Below are 15,559 nucleotides of genomic sequence, written 5' to 3' on the forward strand. Positions count from 1 at the left end.
CTCAGCGGGCGAAGACCGACGAGATCCTGGCGAAGACGGCGATCGACAAGGCCGTCGCGACGCCGATCAGCGCCATCACGAGCGCGGCCGGAGCGACGCCCGACCAGCCGCCGTACGGGCGCACGCCGAGGCCGAGGAGGACGGCGCCCGCCACGGCCGCCCCGACCAGCGCGAAGAACAGCGAGCCGACGGTCGTCCCCGACGACGGCCCGGCCCTGCGCAGCGCCAGCACGAGAACGACCGCCGCCCCCCAGAACAGACCGACAGCCAGCGCCGCGAGCACGTCGGAGGGCCGGTGCCAGCCGGCGACCACGGTGGAGACCCCGGTGAGGACGATCGCTCCGGTGCCGACGAGCACGACGAGCCCACGGAGGGCCAGCGGTGCGACGAGCAAAGCGGCTACCACCAGCGAGACCGCGGCTGTGGTGTGGCCGCTCGGCAGGCTGTTCACGTGCCATCCGTAGCCGTGGTCCGGGCGGTCGAGAACGACCCGCTTGAGCACCTGGGTCGTGATGTTGGCAGCTGCCACGACGGCGACGGCCCCCACGGCCGCGGCGAACCGCTGCCTCAGCGCGGCCATCGAGACGAGCACCACGATGGCCGTCGCCATCGTGCCGATCGACAGGTATCCCAGCACGGAGAGGAGCTGGTCGAGGGCGTCGCGACGGGCGTAGACGGCGTCCATCGCCGCCTGGTCGACGCGCTGGCCCTCGCGGGCGTCGAGGAGATAGGACACGGTGACGACGAGGGCGCCGAACGAGAGCGTGAGCAGGCAGAGAGCGGCGGCGACCGTCTTCGCGCGCCCTGGTGCGCGCCCTGCAGAAGGGGCACGCGAGATCGTCGGCGATGCCATGACACCAACCTTGCCTCATCGGTCAACCGGGGACGACACCCGTCACCCTCCTTCGGATGCCGTGAGCGGCTCTGAGCGTGCGCGAGGAGGGCCGGGGCGGATGGGGGCCATCGTTCGTGGGGTGTTGATCGGCCACACCCGCCGTCTGCGGCCTCTCAGGGCACATCGGGCGGACGGGCTGACCCCGATCCCGCACCGAGGATGCTCGTACGACGCCTTGTACCGGCTACACTAGAGAGGTTGCGTTCCTGCCTCTCGCGCGAGAGGCGAGCCGTGAGTGCCGGGACGTCTGCGAGTCCACGACAACAAGGAGGCCACCCGCCTGTGAGCGAGTCGATCCGTACCCCCGAGACCGGCCCTGCACCTACGGGATCCTCCTATGACGCCGCGGACATCCAGGTCCTCGAGGGCCTCGATGCCGTCCGCAAGCGCCCGGGCATGTACATCGGCTCCACCGGTGAGCGCGGTCTGCACCACCTCGTCCAAGAGGTCGTCGACAACTCCGTCGACGAGGCCATGGCCGGCTACTGCGACACGATCGACGTCACGCTGCTCGCCGACGGCGGCGTGAAGGTCGTCGACAACGGTCGTGGCATCCCGGTGAAGGACCACCCGGTGGAGAAGATCCCCACCTTGACGCTGGTCCTGACCTCCCTGCACGCCGGCGGCAAGTTCGGTGGCGGCGGATACAAGGTGTCCGGGGGTCTGCACGGCGTCGGTGTCTCCGTGGTCAACGCCCTCTCGACCAAGCTGTTCGCCGAGGTCAAGCGTGAGGGCTACGTCTGGAGGCAGTCCTTCAGCTACGGGGTGCCGGACCAGCCGCTCGAGCGTGGCGAGGAGACCGACGAGACCGGGACGACGATCACGTTCTACGCCAGCGACAAGATCTTCGAGACCACCGACTACTCGTTCGAGACGATCGCGACCCGCTTCCGGGAGATGGCGTTCCTCAACAAGGGTCTGGAGATCCGCGTCCGCGACGAGCGAGCGGCGGCCGGTGACGTCGCCGACGCGCTGCAGAGCGCCGAGGCAGGTGGCGAGATCGCGCCCGAGGACAGCGCGACGGGCGGGAGCTCCGAGGGCCTCATGGAGCGCCGCTTCCGCTACGACGACGGCCTCATCGACTACGTCCGCCACATCAACACCGGCAACCGGAGCCCGCTCAACCGCGAGGTCATCGCCTTCGAGTCGGAGAACCCCGACGTTGGTCTCAGCCTCGAGATCGCGATGCAGTGGAACGTCAGCTTCTCGGAGTCGGTCCACACCTTTGCCAACGCGATCAACACCCATGAGGGCGGCACCCACGAGGAGGGCTTCCGGTCGGCGTTGACCTACACGGTCAACAAGTTCGCCGAGGACCAGGGCCTCATCAAGAAGCGGGAGGACCGCCTCTCCGGTGACGACATCCGCGAGGGCCTCACGGCGATCATCTCGGTGAAGCTCTCCGAGCCGCAGTTCGAGGGTCAGACCAAGACCAAGCTGGGCAACACCGAGGCCCGCTCGTACGTCCAGACGGTGACCAACGACCACCTCGGCGCGTGGTTCGAGCAGAATCCCGCCGAGGGCAAGGTGATCGTCCGCAAGAGCATCGACGCGGCGACGGCACGGATGGCGGCACGGCGCGCCCGAGACCTGGCCCGCAACCGCAAGAGCCTCCTCGGCGGAGCCGGACTGCCGGGCAAGCTGGCCGACTGCTCCTCGCGCAACCCCGAGGAGTGCGAGCTGTTCGTGGTGGAGGGCAACTCCGCCGGCGGCTCGGCCAAGGGTGGCCGTGACCCGCGGATCCAGGCGATCCTGCCGCTGCGCGGCAAGATCCTCAACGTCGAGAAGGCGCGGATCGACAAGATCCTCCAGAACGCCGAGGTCCAGGCGATCATCTCCGCCCTCGGCACCGGTGTCACCGACGACTTCGACATCGACAAGCTCCGCTACCACAAGATCGTGCTGATGGCGGACGCCGACGTGGACGGCCAGCACATCTCGACGCTGCTGCTCACGCTGCTGTTCCGCTTCATGAAGCCCTTGATCGACGGTGGCTACGTCTATCTCGCGCAGCCGCCCCTGTTCAAGATCAAGTGGTCCAACTCGCCCGCCGAGCTGGCCTACTCCGACCGCGAGCGCGACGCGCTGCTCGAGGCCGGCAAGCAGGCGGGCAAGCGTCTCCCCAAGGAGGCGCCGGTCCAGCGCTACAAGGGTCTGGGCGAGATGAACGACCACGAGCTGTGGGAGACCACGATGGACCCGTCTCAGCGGATCCTGCGCCAGGTGACGCTCGACGACGCCGCCAACGCCGACGAGATCTTCACCGTGCTGATGGGCGAGGACGTCGAGCAACGGCGTGCGTTCATCCAGCGCAACGCCAAGGACGTCCGGTTCCTCGACATCTGAGCGGCGCCGCCGCCACCGTTTCACGTGAATCCACAGACTGACCCGTACGAAGGAACGCTTTCGTGACAGAGACACCCACGCCGCCGCCGGAGCGGATCGAGCGCGTCGAGCTGCAGACCGAGATGCAGCGGTCCTACATCGACTACGCCATGAGCGTCATCGTCGCTCGTGCGCTGCCCGACGTCCGGGACGGCCTCAAGCCGGTGCACCGGCGCGTGCTCTACGCGATGTACGACGGCGGATACCGTCCCGACCGGGGCTTCAGCAAGTGCTCGCGCATCGTCGGCGACGTCATGGGTCAGTACCACCCGCACGGTGACACCGCGATCTACGACACCCTCGTACGCCTGGCCCAGCCGTGGGTGCTGCGCTATCCGATGGTCGCCGGCCAGGGCAACTTCGGGTCGCCGGGCAACGACGACGCCGCGGCGATGCGCTACACCGAGTGCCGGCTGGCGCCGATCGCGATGGAGATGGTGCGCGACATCGAGAAGGAGACCGTCGACTTCACGCCCAACTACGACGGGCGCTCGCTCGAGCCGACGGTCCTTCCGGCGCGGATCCCCAACCTGCTCGTCAACGGGTCGGCCGGGATCGCGGTCGGCATGGCGACCAACATCCCACCGCACAACCTGCGCGAGGTGGCGGCGGGTGCGATCTGGGCTCTCGAGCACCCGGACGCGACGCGCGAGGAGCTCCTCGAGGCGCTGATGGAGCGCATCAAGGGCCCCGACTTCCCCACGCACGCGATGATCGTCGGCACCAAGGGCATCGAGGACGTCTATCGCACCGGTCGCGGGTCGGTCCCGATGCGGGCTGTGGTCGACATCGAAGAGGACTCCAAGGGCAAGATCTCCCTGGTCGTCAAGGAGCTCCCCTACCAGGTCAACCCCGACAACCTGCTCACCAAGATCGCCGAGCTCGTGAACTCGGGCCGTGTGCAAGGCATCTCCGACGTCCGTGACGAGTCGAGCTCGCGGGTCGGGCGCCGACTGGTCATCGAGCTCCGTCGTGACGCGGTCGCCCGGGTGGTGCTCAACAACCTCTACAAGCACACGGAGCTGCAGAGCAACTTCTCCGCCAACATGCTCGCGCTGGTCGACGAGGTGCCGCGCACGCTGACCCTCGACCAGTTCATCAGCAACTGGATCGACCACCAGGTCGAGGTCATCCGGCGGCGCACCGAGTACCTCCTCCGCAAGGCCGAGGAGCGTGCCCACGTCCTTCGTGGCCTGGGCAAGGCGCTCGACATGCTCGACGAGGTCATCGCGCTGATCCGTGCCAGCCAGACCACCGAGGACGCCAGCGCCGGCCTGATCGGCCTGCTCGACATCGACGACATCCAGGCTCGCGCCATCCTCGACATGCAGCTCCGCCGGCTGGCGGCCCTCGAGCGTCAGAAGATCATCGACGAGCTCGCCGAGATCGAGGCCGAGATCGCCGACTACAAGGACATCCTCGCCAACGTCCTTCGTCAGCGTTCCATCGTGGCCGAGGAGCTCACGGCCATCGTCGACAAGTACGGCGACGAGCGCCGTAGCCGCATCATCCCCGCCGACGGCGACCTGTCGGTCGAAGACCTGATCCCTGACGAGGACGTCGTCGTCACGATTACGCGCGGCGGCTACGTGAAGCGGACCAAGACCGACCTCTACCGCGTCCAGAAGCGCGGCGGCAAGGGTGTCCGCGGCGCGACGCTCCGCGGCGACGATGTCGTCGACCACCTCTTCTCGACCACGACCCACCAGTGGATCCTGTTCTTCACCACCGCGGGTCGCGTCTACCGGGCCAAGGCCTACCAGCTCCCGGAGGCCGGACGGGACGCGAAGGGCGGGCACGTCGCCGGGCTCCTCCAGTTCCAGCCCGACGAGCAGATCGCGCAGGTGCTGGCGATCCGCGACTACGACCAGTCCCCGTACCTCGTCCTCGCGACCAAGCACGGCCTGGTCAAGAAGACGCGGCTCGCCGACTACAACAGCCCGCGGCAGGCCGGCGTCATCGCCATCAACTTCCGTGACCCCGACGACGAGCTCGTCGGCGCCGAGCTGGTGAGCCCCGACGACGACCTGGTGCTCTTCTCGCGGCGGGCGCAGTCCATCCGGTTCACCGCCGACGACGAAGCCCTGCGGCCGATGGGCCGCGCGACGTCGGGTGTCACCGGCATGAAGTTCCGCGACAGCGACGAGCTGTTGTCGATGTCGGTCATCCGCTCGGGCACCGACGAGGGCGCGCAGTTCGTGTTCACGGCGACCAACGGGGGCTACGCCAAGAAGACCCCGGTCGAGCAGTACCGCCTCCAGGGTCGGGGCGGGCTCGGCATCAAGGCCATGAAGCTCCAGGACGAGCGCGGCTCCCTCGTGGGCGCTCTGGTGGTCGATGACGACGACGAGATCATCGCCATCAAGGCCAGCGGACAGGTCACCCGGTCCCGTGTGGCTGACGTCACGAGGACAGGACGTGACACGATGGGCGTGAAGTTCGTCGGGGTGAGGGGCGACGACGAGGTGGTGGCCCTCACTCGCAACGAGGAGAACACCGCACTGTTGGATACTGTCGAGGAGTCCGACGCCGAGGAGCCGGTCGAGGCAACGGAGCCTGTGACCAGCACCCCCGACGCCCAGGAGGAAGCATGACGGACCGCGAGCCGAACCCTTCGGCTCCCCAGCGGCCGCGGCCGAGCGCGCCCGAGAGCGGCACCGCCAACGGCGGTCCGCGGCGCCCCGCTCAGCCCACGCCGGGAAGCCTGAACGGGGGAAGCCAGGCGCCACGGCCCGCCAGCACGCCGCCGGCAGCGTCCAGTCCACCTCCCCCCGCCCCTCCCCCTCCGTCGAAGCCCGCTGCTCCGGCATCCACCACACCCGACGGGGCCGGTGCGCCCAGCCGCAACGGGCAGGGGCAGGGGCAGGGCATGCAGCCGCAGCGCCCGCCACTGGCAGGACGACGGCCGCAGCCCGCGCCGGCCCAGCAGGCACCGGCTCAGCCTTCACCGACCCAGCAGGCACCGACAGCTACGTCACGCCCTGAGCCGCGTCCGCAGCAGTCCGCCCCCCAGGGCGGACCCACCGTGACCGGCCCGACCACCCAGCCGTCTGCGCCGAAGCCGACGCCCGACGGCGCCACGAGGCCGACGACGCCGTCCCCGTCAGCGAAGCAGGCAGCGACCAAGGCGCCCGTGCCGACTGCCGGATCGATCGCCGAGTCCGAGACCACGACCGTCGAGGCACCGACCGCGCGGCAGACCGCCGTCTCCGGGGTCCCCGCGAGCACGGACGCCGCGGGCAAGCAGCGTCGTCCCAAGCCGTACGAGGAGTCTCCGCGCGAGCCGAAGAAGGCGCCGACCGGACCGACCCGCAAGGCACGCCTGCGGGTGCACCGGGTGGACCCGTGGTCGGTGATGAAGATGTCCTTCGCGCTGGCCATCGCGCTGGGCATCGTCACGGTCGTCGCCGTCACCCTGGTCTGGGCCGTGCTCGGCGCCGCAGGTGTCTGGGACGCCATCAACTCGAGCGTCGCGACCGTGCTCAACGACAACGCCGACGCGTTCGACATCGGTGAGTACGTCGGGTTCGGCCGCATCATCGGTCTGACGATCCTCATCGCGGCCATCGACGTCGTTCTCATCACCGCGCTCGCGACCGTCGGCGCGTTCCTCTACAACCTCGCCGCGCAGCTGCTCGGCGGGTTCGAGGTGACGCTCGCCGAGGACGACTGATCGCACGCCTGGTCGGGACGGACCCCGGTTTTGGCCGGCGACCGACCACCAGGTAAAGTCTCCGACGGTTCACCGCTTCGGAGACCGAGGGCCTATAGCTCAGCTTGGTTAGAGCGCTTCCCTGATAAGGAAGAGGTCACAGGTTCAAGTCCTGTTAGGCCCACTCGACCCCCACCCAGAGGAGTGTCTGATGAAGAAGCTCGTGATCGCCGCCGTCGCCGCTGCAGGTCTCTTCGCAGTGGTGAACCGGAAGAAGAAGGCCGGCCGCAACGAGCAGCAGCTCTGGGCCGAGGCCACCGACAAGGTCTGACCGGCTGCCGGACGCGACGCGTCCGCGCCACCGGGGCTGTGGCGCAATTGGTAGCGCACCTGCTTTGCAAGCAGGGGGTTAGGGGTTCGAGTCCCCTCAGCTCCACGCATGAACACACGTACGGCCCGACCGAGGCTTCGGTCGGGCCGTACGCGTCTGTCAGTGCCGCCGTGCCCCGGCCGGGGTCCGGCTCTGCTCGCGCTCCTGGGCCACGGCCACGAAGCGGCGTACGACGGTCGGCGGGTCGACCACGACGCTCGCTCGTGCCATGTCCTGGAGGGCGTCGTGCTCCGGAGGGTCGTAGTAGCCGTGGTGCTGGTACGTCGTGATGCGGGTGCACAGTCCTTCGACGTCGAGCTCGGGGTGGAACTGCGTGGCGTAGACGTGCCGACCCACCCGGAACGCCTGGACCGGGCACTGCGGTGACGACGCCAGCACGACGGCCGTCGGAGGCAGGGTGCTGATGGCCTCCTTGTGACCGACGAACGCCGTGAAGGTCTCGGGCAGCGCACCGAAGACCGGGTCGTCGCGACCCGCCTCGGTCAGGGTCACCGGGACGCTGCTGATCGGCTCCCCGAACCGTCGGTCGACGGTCGCGCCCTGGTGGGTGCCGAGGACCCCGATCCCGTAGCACGCGCCGAGGAACGGCACGTCCTTGTCGACGACGTCGTCGAGAAGCTCAGCCAGCTCCGCCTCGACCCTGCGCTGGACGCTCGACTTGGTCTCCGGAGGGTCGCTGGCGTTGAACGGGCCGCCGCCGAGGATGAAACCGGCGTAGTCGTCGATCGCCACGCCGTCGAGCGACGTCGTCTCCATCCGGACGCGGTGCAGGGTCTCCTCGGTGAGCCCTCCGAACCGGAGGAACGCGGCGTACTCCTCGTCGGCGGCATCGTCGTCGGCGCGGATGCTGAGGAGCAGGAACGGTCTCACGTGGTCGAGGGTACCGGCGCCAGGTCGGGGCGCTTGGCCGTGCGCCCGTCGCCGGACGAGCGGCCCGTCAGCCGCCGGCCGAGCCACGGGCGTACGTGGGTCCCGTACCAGGCCACCTCCGTGCCGAGCCGTTGCCGTGGGGTCCGGGGCTCCGGCGGCGGCAGGGGTTCGCGCCACGACGGGTCGGCGTCGGGCAGGTCGGCAGCGGCGGCCATCGCACGCGCCAGCAGCACATGGCCGTCAGGATTGAGGTGGAGCCTGTCCTCGGCCCAGATCCGTGGATCGCCGGCGGCCGGCACGGTGGTGATGTCGAGCAGCGTGGCGCCGCGCCGCGCCGCGACCGTCCGTAGGCCACGGTTGAGCGCCACGACGCGGCCCCGGACCGCTCGTCCCACCGGGGATACGGCCGCGAGGTCGGGGAAGGTCATGAGGAGCACGGTGGCACCGCCACGACGCAGCGCGGCGGTCATCGCGTCGACGTGCCCGACCACTACCTCGGCCGAGAACCGCGGGCGGATCAGGTCGTTCATGCCGACCAGGACGCTCGCCAGATCCGGCGCGAGCGTCAGCGCGGGCGCAAGCTGCTCGTGGTGGACCTCGCGCGCGCCCTTGCCGCGGACGGCGAGGTTGGCGTAGGCCACGCCCGGCTCGGCGTCGGCGAGGAGCGCGGCGAAGCGGTCGGCCCAGCCGCGCGGGGTGCCGTCGGCGTACGGCTCGTCGCCGATGCCTTCGGTAGTGCTGTCGCCGAGCGCGACGAAGCGCCGATAGGTCGTCATGCGTCAAGCCTAGGCAACGCCGCTTCTAGACATGAGCGAGGGCGAACGCCGTGGTCGTGGCGAGCACCTCGTCCTGGTTCGTCTCGTTGAAGATCTCGTGCCGCGCGCCGGGATAGGTCACGTCGGTGAAGTCGTCGCCCTTGATGCGCTCGATGCCCTCACGCGTGGGGCCGATCGGGACGATCGCGTCGTCCTCGCCGTGCATCCACAGCGTCGGGAGAGACCCCAGCCGAGGACCCTCGCCGATACGCGCCAGCTCGAGACGCACAGCGATGAGCGTCTCGCGTCGGAACCGTCCGTGCCAGACCAGCGGGTCGGCGGCGTACGCCTCCCCGACGCCAGGATCACGCGAGAGCGTCGACGGATCGATCGGGAGGTCGGGGATCTCGGCACGCTCGGCCAGCTTCAACACTCTCCACGAGCCGAGGACGGGGCCCGACAGGATCAGCGCAGCCAGCTCGTCACCGAACCGCTGGCCGTAGCGTGCGGCGATCATGCCGCCCATCGAGTGTCCGATCATCACGACGGGCAGTCCCGGGTGTTCCGTGCGTGCCTGCTCCACGACTCCGTGGAGATCGGCGATCACCGGACCGAAGTCCGGGATCAGGACCCTCTCCCCGTCCGACGCGCCGTGCCCGAGGTGGTCCGGGCCGACGACCAGCGCGCCGTCGTCGACCAGGCGCTGCGCCACGTGCTGATAGCGGCCGAGGTGCTCGGCGTACCCGTGGACGAGGACGGCGATCCACCGAGGTGCCTCCGGGGCCCAGCGATGGACGACCAGCGGCGCGAGGTGTCCTTCGTACGAGGTGGTGGTCGGCGCAGTCATGGAGCGAGGATCGCAGCGTCCCTCCCTCTCAGCAACCACGCCGACCCCCGGCGTCACTCCACGTCGCTGAGCAGACTTCCCCGGGCCTCACGACGACGACGCTGCTCGGCCGGGTCCGGCACCGGCACGGCGGCGATGAGCTTCCTCGTGTAGTCCTCCTTCGGCGACTGGAGGACGTCCTGCCGCAGCCCCTCCTCGACGATGCGTCCCTGCCGCATCACCGCGACCCGGTTCGACAGTGCGTCGACGACCGCCAGGTCGTGGCTGATGAAGAGGCAGGCGAACTGCAGCTCGCGCTGGAGCTCGGAGAACAGGTCGAGCACCTTGGCCTGCACCGACACGTCGAGCGCCGACGTCGGCTCGTCGGCGATCAGCAGGTCCGGGTCGAGGGCCAGGGCGCGCGCGAGGCTGACGCGCTGACGCTGCCCGCCCGAGAGCTCGTGCGGGTAGCGACCGGCGTACGACGCCGAGAGCTGGACCCGGTCGAGGAGCGCCGCGACCTTGGCCCGCTGATCGGCCGCGGAGAGGTCGCTCTGCACCTTGAGAGGCTCGGCGACGCACTCGCTGATCGTCATCTGAGGGTTGAGCGAGGCGGCAGGGTCCTGGAAGACGAACCCGAAGCGCGCTCGGTGCGGGCGCAGCCGACGGTCGGACAGCGTGGTGATGTCCTCCTCGCCGATGAGCACGGCACCCTCGGTCACCTTCTGGAGTCCCACGGCCACCCGGCCGAGGGTGGACTTGCCGCTGCCCGACTCGCCGACCAGACCGAGCACCTCCCCACGACGCACCGCGAGATCGACGCCGTCGACCGCACGGAACGCCGGCTGGCCCAGACGCCCCGCGAACTCGACGGTCACGCCCTGCAGCGACAGCACCGGCGGCGCTGTGTCGGGCACCACGGGGGCACCCGCGCCCTGCCCGAGGTGAGGGACGGCGTCCAGCAACCGACGGGTGTACGGGTGACGCGGTGCCGTGAACAGCCGGTCCACCGGGGCCTGCTCGACGATCTCGCCGCGATACATCACCACGGCACGGTCGGCCACGTCCGCGACGACGCCCATGTTGTGCGTGATGAGGACGATCGCCGTGCCGAGCCGGTCACGGAGGTCCAGCAGCAGCTGGATGATCGCGGCCTGGACCGTCACGTCGAGGGCCGTCGTGGGCTCGTCGGCGATGATGACGTCCGGCTCGAGCGCGATCGCCATCGCGATCATGACGCGCTGCTTCTGCCCGCCGGACAGCTGGTGCGGGTAGTAGTCGACGCGGTGCTCGGGGTCGGGGAGCCCGACCATCTCCAGCAGCTCGACGGCGCGCGCCCGCGCCGCCTTCTTGGAGATGTCGCGGTGGGCGCGGATCATCTCGACGATCTGCCAGCCCACCGTGTAGACGGGGTCCAGGGCCGTACCCGGCTCCTGGAAGATCATCGACACCTGGTTGCCCCGGACGGCCCGGAGCCGACGTTCCGACATCCCGTTGAGCTCGCGCGAGTCGCTGTCGCCGGTCCGCAGGAGCGCCGAGCCGGACACCTCCGCGGTGGCCGGCAGCAGGCCCAGGACGGCGCGGGACGTGACGGACTTGCCGGAGCCGGACTCGCCGACGACCGCGACGACCTCCCCCGGTGCGACGTCGAAGCTGACGCCCTTGACCGCGTTCACCGGAGCGGCACCGGTGTGGAAGGTGACGGCCAGGTCGGTCAGGCTCAGCGTCGAGACCCGGCGCACGTCGGCGTCGAGCGCGGCGGCTTCCTGGGCGACCTCCTCGTCGAGGCCGGACTCCGCGACCGCCTCCTCGTACTCGGCGCTGATCTCCTCCTCGTCGGAGGTGGTGGTGTCACCACCGCGGGCCTTGAGGAGCGGGTTGAGGACGTCGTTGAGGCTCTCCCCCACGAGAGTCACGCCGAGCACCATCAAGACGATCGCCATGCCCGGGAAGATGCCGGTCCACCAGATGCCGTTCGTCGCGTCCGACATCGCCTTGTTGAGGTCGTAGCCCCACTCGGCGGCCGACGACGGCTCGATGCCGAAGCCGAGGAATCCGAGGGCGGCGAGCGTGAGGATGGCCTCCGACGCGTTGAGGGTCGCGATCACCGGCACCGACTGGCGGACGTTGGCCAGGATGTGGCGGAACAGGATGCGGGGGGTGCTGGTGCCGACGACGCGGGCGGCGTCGACGTACGGCTCGACCTTGACCGCGAGCGTCGCGTTGCGCACCACCCGGAAGTACTGCGGGATGAAGACGACGGTGAGTGCGATCGCCGCGGCGAGCACGCCGCCGACGACCCCGGAGGAGCCACCGCCGACCACGATCGCGACGACGATGGCCAGCAGCAGCGACGGGAACGCATACAGCGCGTCCATCACGAGCACCAGCACTCGGTCGACCGGCCCGGAGAGGAAGCCCGACAGGAGGCCCAGCGGGACACCGATGACGAGCGAGAACACGACCGCGAGGACGATCACGACGACCGCGGTGCGGGCCCCGTAGATCACCCGCGAGAGGACGTCCTGGCCGCCGACGTTGGTGCCCCACCAGTGCTCGGCCGAGGGCGGCTGCTGCGTGCCGAACGGCACGCCGTCGACGCGGGTCTCGTTGAAGCCGTACGGCGCCAGCCAGGGAGCGAAGACGGCGAGAAGGAGGAAGACCGTCACGAGGGCGAGGCCGGCGACGAGCATGCCGCGCTGGAGGCCGTGGGTGGACTTGAGCAGAGAGATCATCGGTGTCTCCTCAGAACCGCACGCGGGGGTCGACGAACGCGACGATGACGTCGATCAGCAGGCTCGAGACCGCGACGACGAGGGCGATCACGGTCACGATGCCCTGGACGGCGACGAAGTCGCGCTTCACGAGGTAGTCGGCCAGCGTGTAGCCGATCCCCTGCCACTCGAAGGTGGTCTCGGTGAGGACCGCGCCGGCGAGCAGCAGCGCCACCTGGAGTCCCATCACGGTGACGACCGGGACGAGCGCGTTGCGGTAGGCGTGCTTGCGCACGACGCGGCGCTCGGGGATGCCACGTGCCCGGGTCGCGGTGACGTAGTCGGTCCGCAGCGTCTGGATCAGGTTGACCCGGACCAGCCGCAGGAAGACGCCTCCGGTCAGCAGGCCGAGGGCGATCGCCGGAAGGATCGCGTGCTTGAGGACGTCCCACACGTAGGCGGGGTCACCCCAGAGGATCGCGTCGATGATCATCACGTGCGTCTGCGGCTCGACCCCCTGCAGCGTCAGCTCCACCTCGGTGCTCGCACGGCCGGCGACCGGGAGTCCGAGCGGCACGAACGCGAGCTTGAGGAGCAGGCCGACGAAGAACACCGGCGCCGCGTACACGAGGATCGAGAAGACCCGGAGGACCGCGTCGGGCCAGGTGTCGCGGTGGCGGGCCGCCAGGCGCCCGAGCGGGACGCCGAGGCCGAAGGCCACCAGCAGCGCCCAGAAGGCCAGCTCCAGGGTCGCGGCGCCGTTCACGACCAGCACGTCGGAGATGGCGCGGCCGTCGGTGAGCGCCGTGCCGAAGTCACCGCGGAGGATGCCCGTCATGTAGTCCCAGTACTGCTGGAGGATCGGGGCGTCGAGCCCGGCCGCGGCCTTGCGCTCGGCGATCTGCTCCGGGGTGAGGCGGCCCCCCTGAGCGGCGCTGATCGGGTCGCCGATCACCCGCATCAAGAAGAACACGAACGTGACCAGGACCCACATCATCGGGATCACCAGAGCCACGCGGACGAGAAGGTAGCGGGTCAACGGGCTCAGGCCACCGGAGCGCCGAGGGCCGCTGGGAACCTCGGGCTCGGGCCCGGTCAGGAGCTCTGTCGTCGCCATGGGACAACCTGCTTTCAGGGGGCGGACGAAGCAGGGGCGAGCCCCGGCCGGAGCCGGGGCCCGCCCCTCTCAGGTGGTGCTCAAACCTCGGTTGCCGTCACTTGGACAGCGAGGTCAGGCGGAACTTGAACGCCGCGTCGAGCGTGTTCTCCACACCCTTCACGTCGTCGGTCGCCACGGCGACCTGGGCGCCGGTCAGCAGCGGCAGCGTGGAGATGTCCTCCGCCGCGAGCTGCTGGACCTGGCCGAGGAGGTCTTCGCGCTTCGCCTTGTCGGGCTCGGTGCGCTCCGCGGCGAGCAGGGCAGTCATCTTCGGGTTCTCGTAGTGGTTCCCGATGAAGTTGTCCTTGTCGAAGAACGGCGTCACGTAGTTGTCGGCGTCCGGGAAGTCCGGGAACCAGCCGAGCTGGTAGACGGGGTAGGTGTCCTTGACGCGCTCCTCGTTGTACGTGGTCCACTCGGCCGACTGCAGGTCGACCCTGAAGAGACCGGTGTCCTCGAGCTGACGCTTGACCTCGTTGTACTCCTGGTCGGAGCTGCCGCCGTAGTGGTCGGGGTTGTACTGGAGGTTGATCGTCACCGGCGTCTTGACCCCGGCGTCGTCGAGGAACTTCTTGGCCGCGGCGGCGTCCGGCTTCTCGCCGTACGCCTCCTTGAACGCCTCGGTCGCACCCGGCAGACCCTCGGGGATCGGCGAGTACGCCGGGGTGTACGTGCCCTTGTAGACCTGCTCGGAGATCGCGTCACGGTCGACCGAGGAGGCGACGGCCTTGCGGATCGCGAGCTTCTGGGCGTCGTCGGCACCGGGCATCGTCTTCAGGTTGAAGACGATGTAGCGGAGCTCGCCGCCCGCACCCTTGTGGACGGTGACACCGTCGGTGCCCTCGAGGCTCTCGATGTCGGTCGGCGTCAGCGACCGCCAGGCGACGTCGATGTTCTTCTTCTCGATGTCGAGCTTGAGGTTGTTGCTGTCGGTGTAGGTCTTCAGCGTGATCGTGTCGGTCTTGGCGTCGTTGTACGCGCCGTCGTAGTCGGCGTTCTTCTTGAACTGCGCCAGCTGGCCCTTCTGGTACTGGCCGATCGTGAACGGACCGGAGAAGCCCTCCACCTTGACGGCTTCCTCGTCGCTCAGCGCCTTGTCGGCCGGGTAGGTCTGCTCGTCGACGATCGGGCCGGCCGAGGTCACGAGGACCTGCGGGAAGGTCTGGTCGTTGGGCGACTTGAGCGTGAAGACGATGGTCTTGTCGTCCTTGGCCTCCACCTTGGCCATGTTGACCAGGAGCGACGCAGGGCCGTTCGGGTCGTTGATGGTGACGATGCGCTGGAAGGAGTGGGCCACCGACTTCGCCGTCAACGGGTTGCCGTTGGCGAACTTCAAGCCGTCCTTGATCGTGCAGGTGTACGTCGTCGGCGTGTCGAAGTCGCACTTCTCGGCGGCGTCGGGCTGAGGCTCGGTCTCACCCTCGGGGAAGTTCAGCAGGTACTGGTAGACCTGCGTCTGGACCATGAGCGAGCCGTTGTCGTACGCGGCGGCGGGGTCGATCGAGACAACCTTGTCGGTGGTGCCGACGACCATGCTGTCGCCACCGGAGCCCGACTCGTCCTCGTTGTTGCCGGCGCCGCACGCCGAAGCGCCCAGGGCCAAGGCGGTCGCGCCGGCGACGGCGACTGCTGCTCTCAGCTTTTTCACGTAGTTCTCCTCGTGTCGGAGGCGCACGGCCGAAGAATCTTGCGGTCGGCCGCACCTCGTCGGGTAAGGCTGTCCGCATGGCGGACAGCCGGTCGGCACGCTACTCCTGCCCGCGGCCTCGACCTAGGAGGCGGCCGCAACCTTCACGCGACTGTTATACGGCGTGGGCCCGCGAAGGCGCCTCGACGCGGAGGGCCAGGGTGGCGTGGGTCCGGCTACGCTGGGAGGGGCGATTCGTCCGCCCGCCGCCCGCCGCCGCGCTCC

At 69.4% G+C, this 15,559-nt stretch carries 11 protein-coding genes and 2 tRNA genes; 6 read left to right on the plus strand and 7 right to left on the minus strand.

The window, feature by feature from the left end; all coding sequences use genetic code 11:
• Position 1: 1 nt before the first annotated feature.
• Positions 2–853: a phosphatase PAP2 family protein gene (locus tag KV102_RS06750; RefSeq protein ID WP_220342761.1), complete on the minus strand. Its 852-nt coding sequence runs from the start codon at positions 851–853 to the stop codon at positions 2–4.
• 324 nt (positions 854–1,177) lie between these two features.
• Here KV102_RS06750 and gyrB point away from each other — a divergent pair, with 324 nt between their 5' ends.
• The 6 genes from gyrB (at position 1,178) to KV102_RS06780 (ending at position 7,368) form a co-directional block, all read left to right on the plus strand.
• Complete coding sequence (gene gyrB / locus KV102_RS06755) at positions 1,178–3,241, plus strand: DNA topoisomerase (ATP-hydrolyzing) subunit B (protein ID WP_308290247.1); 2,064 nt, start codon at positions 1,178–1,180, stop codon at positions 3,239–3,241.
• Positions 3,242–3,363: 122 nt separating this feature from the next.
• Positions 3,364–5,874 carry a DNA gyrase subunit A gene (gene gyrA / locus KV102_RS06760; RefSeq protein WP_374107002.1) on the plus strand — a complete coding sequence of 837 codons (2,511 nt, stop codon included), beginning with the start codon at positions 3,364–3,366 and terminating at the stop codon, positions 5,872–5,874.
• A gap of 431 nt (positions 5,875–6,305) precedes the next feature.
• Complete coding sequence (locus KV102_RS06765) at positions 6,306–6,953, plus strand: DUF3566 domain-containing protein (RefSeq protein WP_308290248.1); 648 nt, start codon at positions 6,306–6,308, stop codon at positions 6,951–6,953.
• Positions 6,954–7,041: 88 nt separating this feature from the next.
• Positions 7,042–7,116 (plus strand) — tRNA-Ile (locus KV102_RS06770).
• A gap of 27 nt (positions 7,117–7,143) precedes the next feature.
• Positions 7,144–7,263, plus strand: coding sequence for a DLW-39 family protein (locus tag KV102_RS06775; RefSeq protein WP_220342765.1), 120 nt, complete (start codon positions 7,144–7,146; stop codon positions 7,261–7,263).
• A 32-nt stretch (positions 7,264–7,295) separates the two neighbouring features.
• Positions 7,296–7,368, plus strand: a tRNA-Ala gene (locus KV102_RS06780).
• A 54-nt stretch (positions 7,369–7,422) separates the two neighbouring features.
• On the opposite strand, the gene KV102_RS06785 is transcribed toward KV102_RS06780, so the two are convergent.
• The 6 genes from KV102_RS06785 to KV102_RS06810 all read right to left on the minus strand — a co-directional run bounded on the left by KV102_RS06785 (position 7,423) and on the right by KV102_RS06810 (position 15,295).
• A complete protein-coding gene (locus tag KV102_RS06785; protein ID WP_220345692.1) occupies positions 7,423–8,193 on the minus strand; it encodes a glutamine amidotransferase in 771 nt (256 codons plus the stop codon).
• Positions 8,190–8,969, minus strand: a complete 780-nt coding sequence (locus KV102_RS06790) for an SGNH/GDSL hydrolase family protein (RefSeq protein WP_220342767.1) — start codon at positions 8,967–8,969, stop codon at positions 8,190–8,192. Before KV102_RS06790 ends, KV102_RS06785 begins: the two co-directional genes overlap by 4 nt.
• Before the next feature lie 25 nt (positions 8,970–8,994).
• The gene (locus tag KV102_RS06795) at positions 8,995–9,795 is read right to left on the minus strand and encodes an alpha/beta hydrolase (protein ID WP_220342769.1); all 801 of its coding nucleotides are present in this window, start codon (positions 9,793–9,795) and stop codon (positions 8,995–8,997) included.
• A 53-nt stretch (positions 9,796–9,848) separates the two neighbouring features.
• Positions 9,849–12,509, minus strand: coding sequence for a dipeptide ABC transporter ATP-binding protein (locus KV102_RS06800; RefSeq protein ID WP_255560572.1), 2,661 nt, complete (start codon positions 12,507–12,509; stop codon positions 9,849–9,851).
• Between the two features lie 10 nt (positions 12,510–12,519).
• Positions 12,520–13,605 carry an ABC transporter permease gene (locus KV102_RS06805; protein WP_220342770.1) on the minus strand — a complete coding sequence of 362 codons (1,086 nt, stop codon included), beginning with the start codon at positions 13,603–13,605 and terminating at the stop codon, positions 12,520–12,522.
• Positions 13,606–13,702: 97 nt separating this feature from the next.
• Positions 13,703–15,295: an ABC transporter substrate-binding protein gene (locus KV102_RS06810; protein WP_308290249.1), complete on the minus strand. Its 1,593-nt coding sequence runs from the start codon at positions 15,293–15,295 to the stop codon at positions 13,703–13,705.
• Positions 15,296–15,559: the final 264 nt, after the last annotated feature.

Origin of the sequence: Mumia sp. zg.B53, assembly GCF_019550935.1 — a bacterium.
Classification (GTDB): domain Bacteria; phylum Actinomycetota; class Actinomycetes; order Propionibacteriales; family Nocardioidaceae; genus Mumia.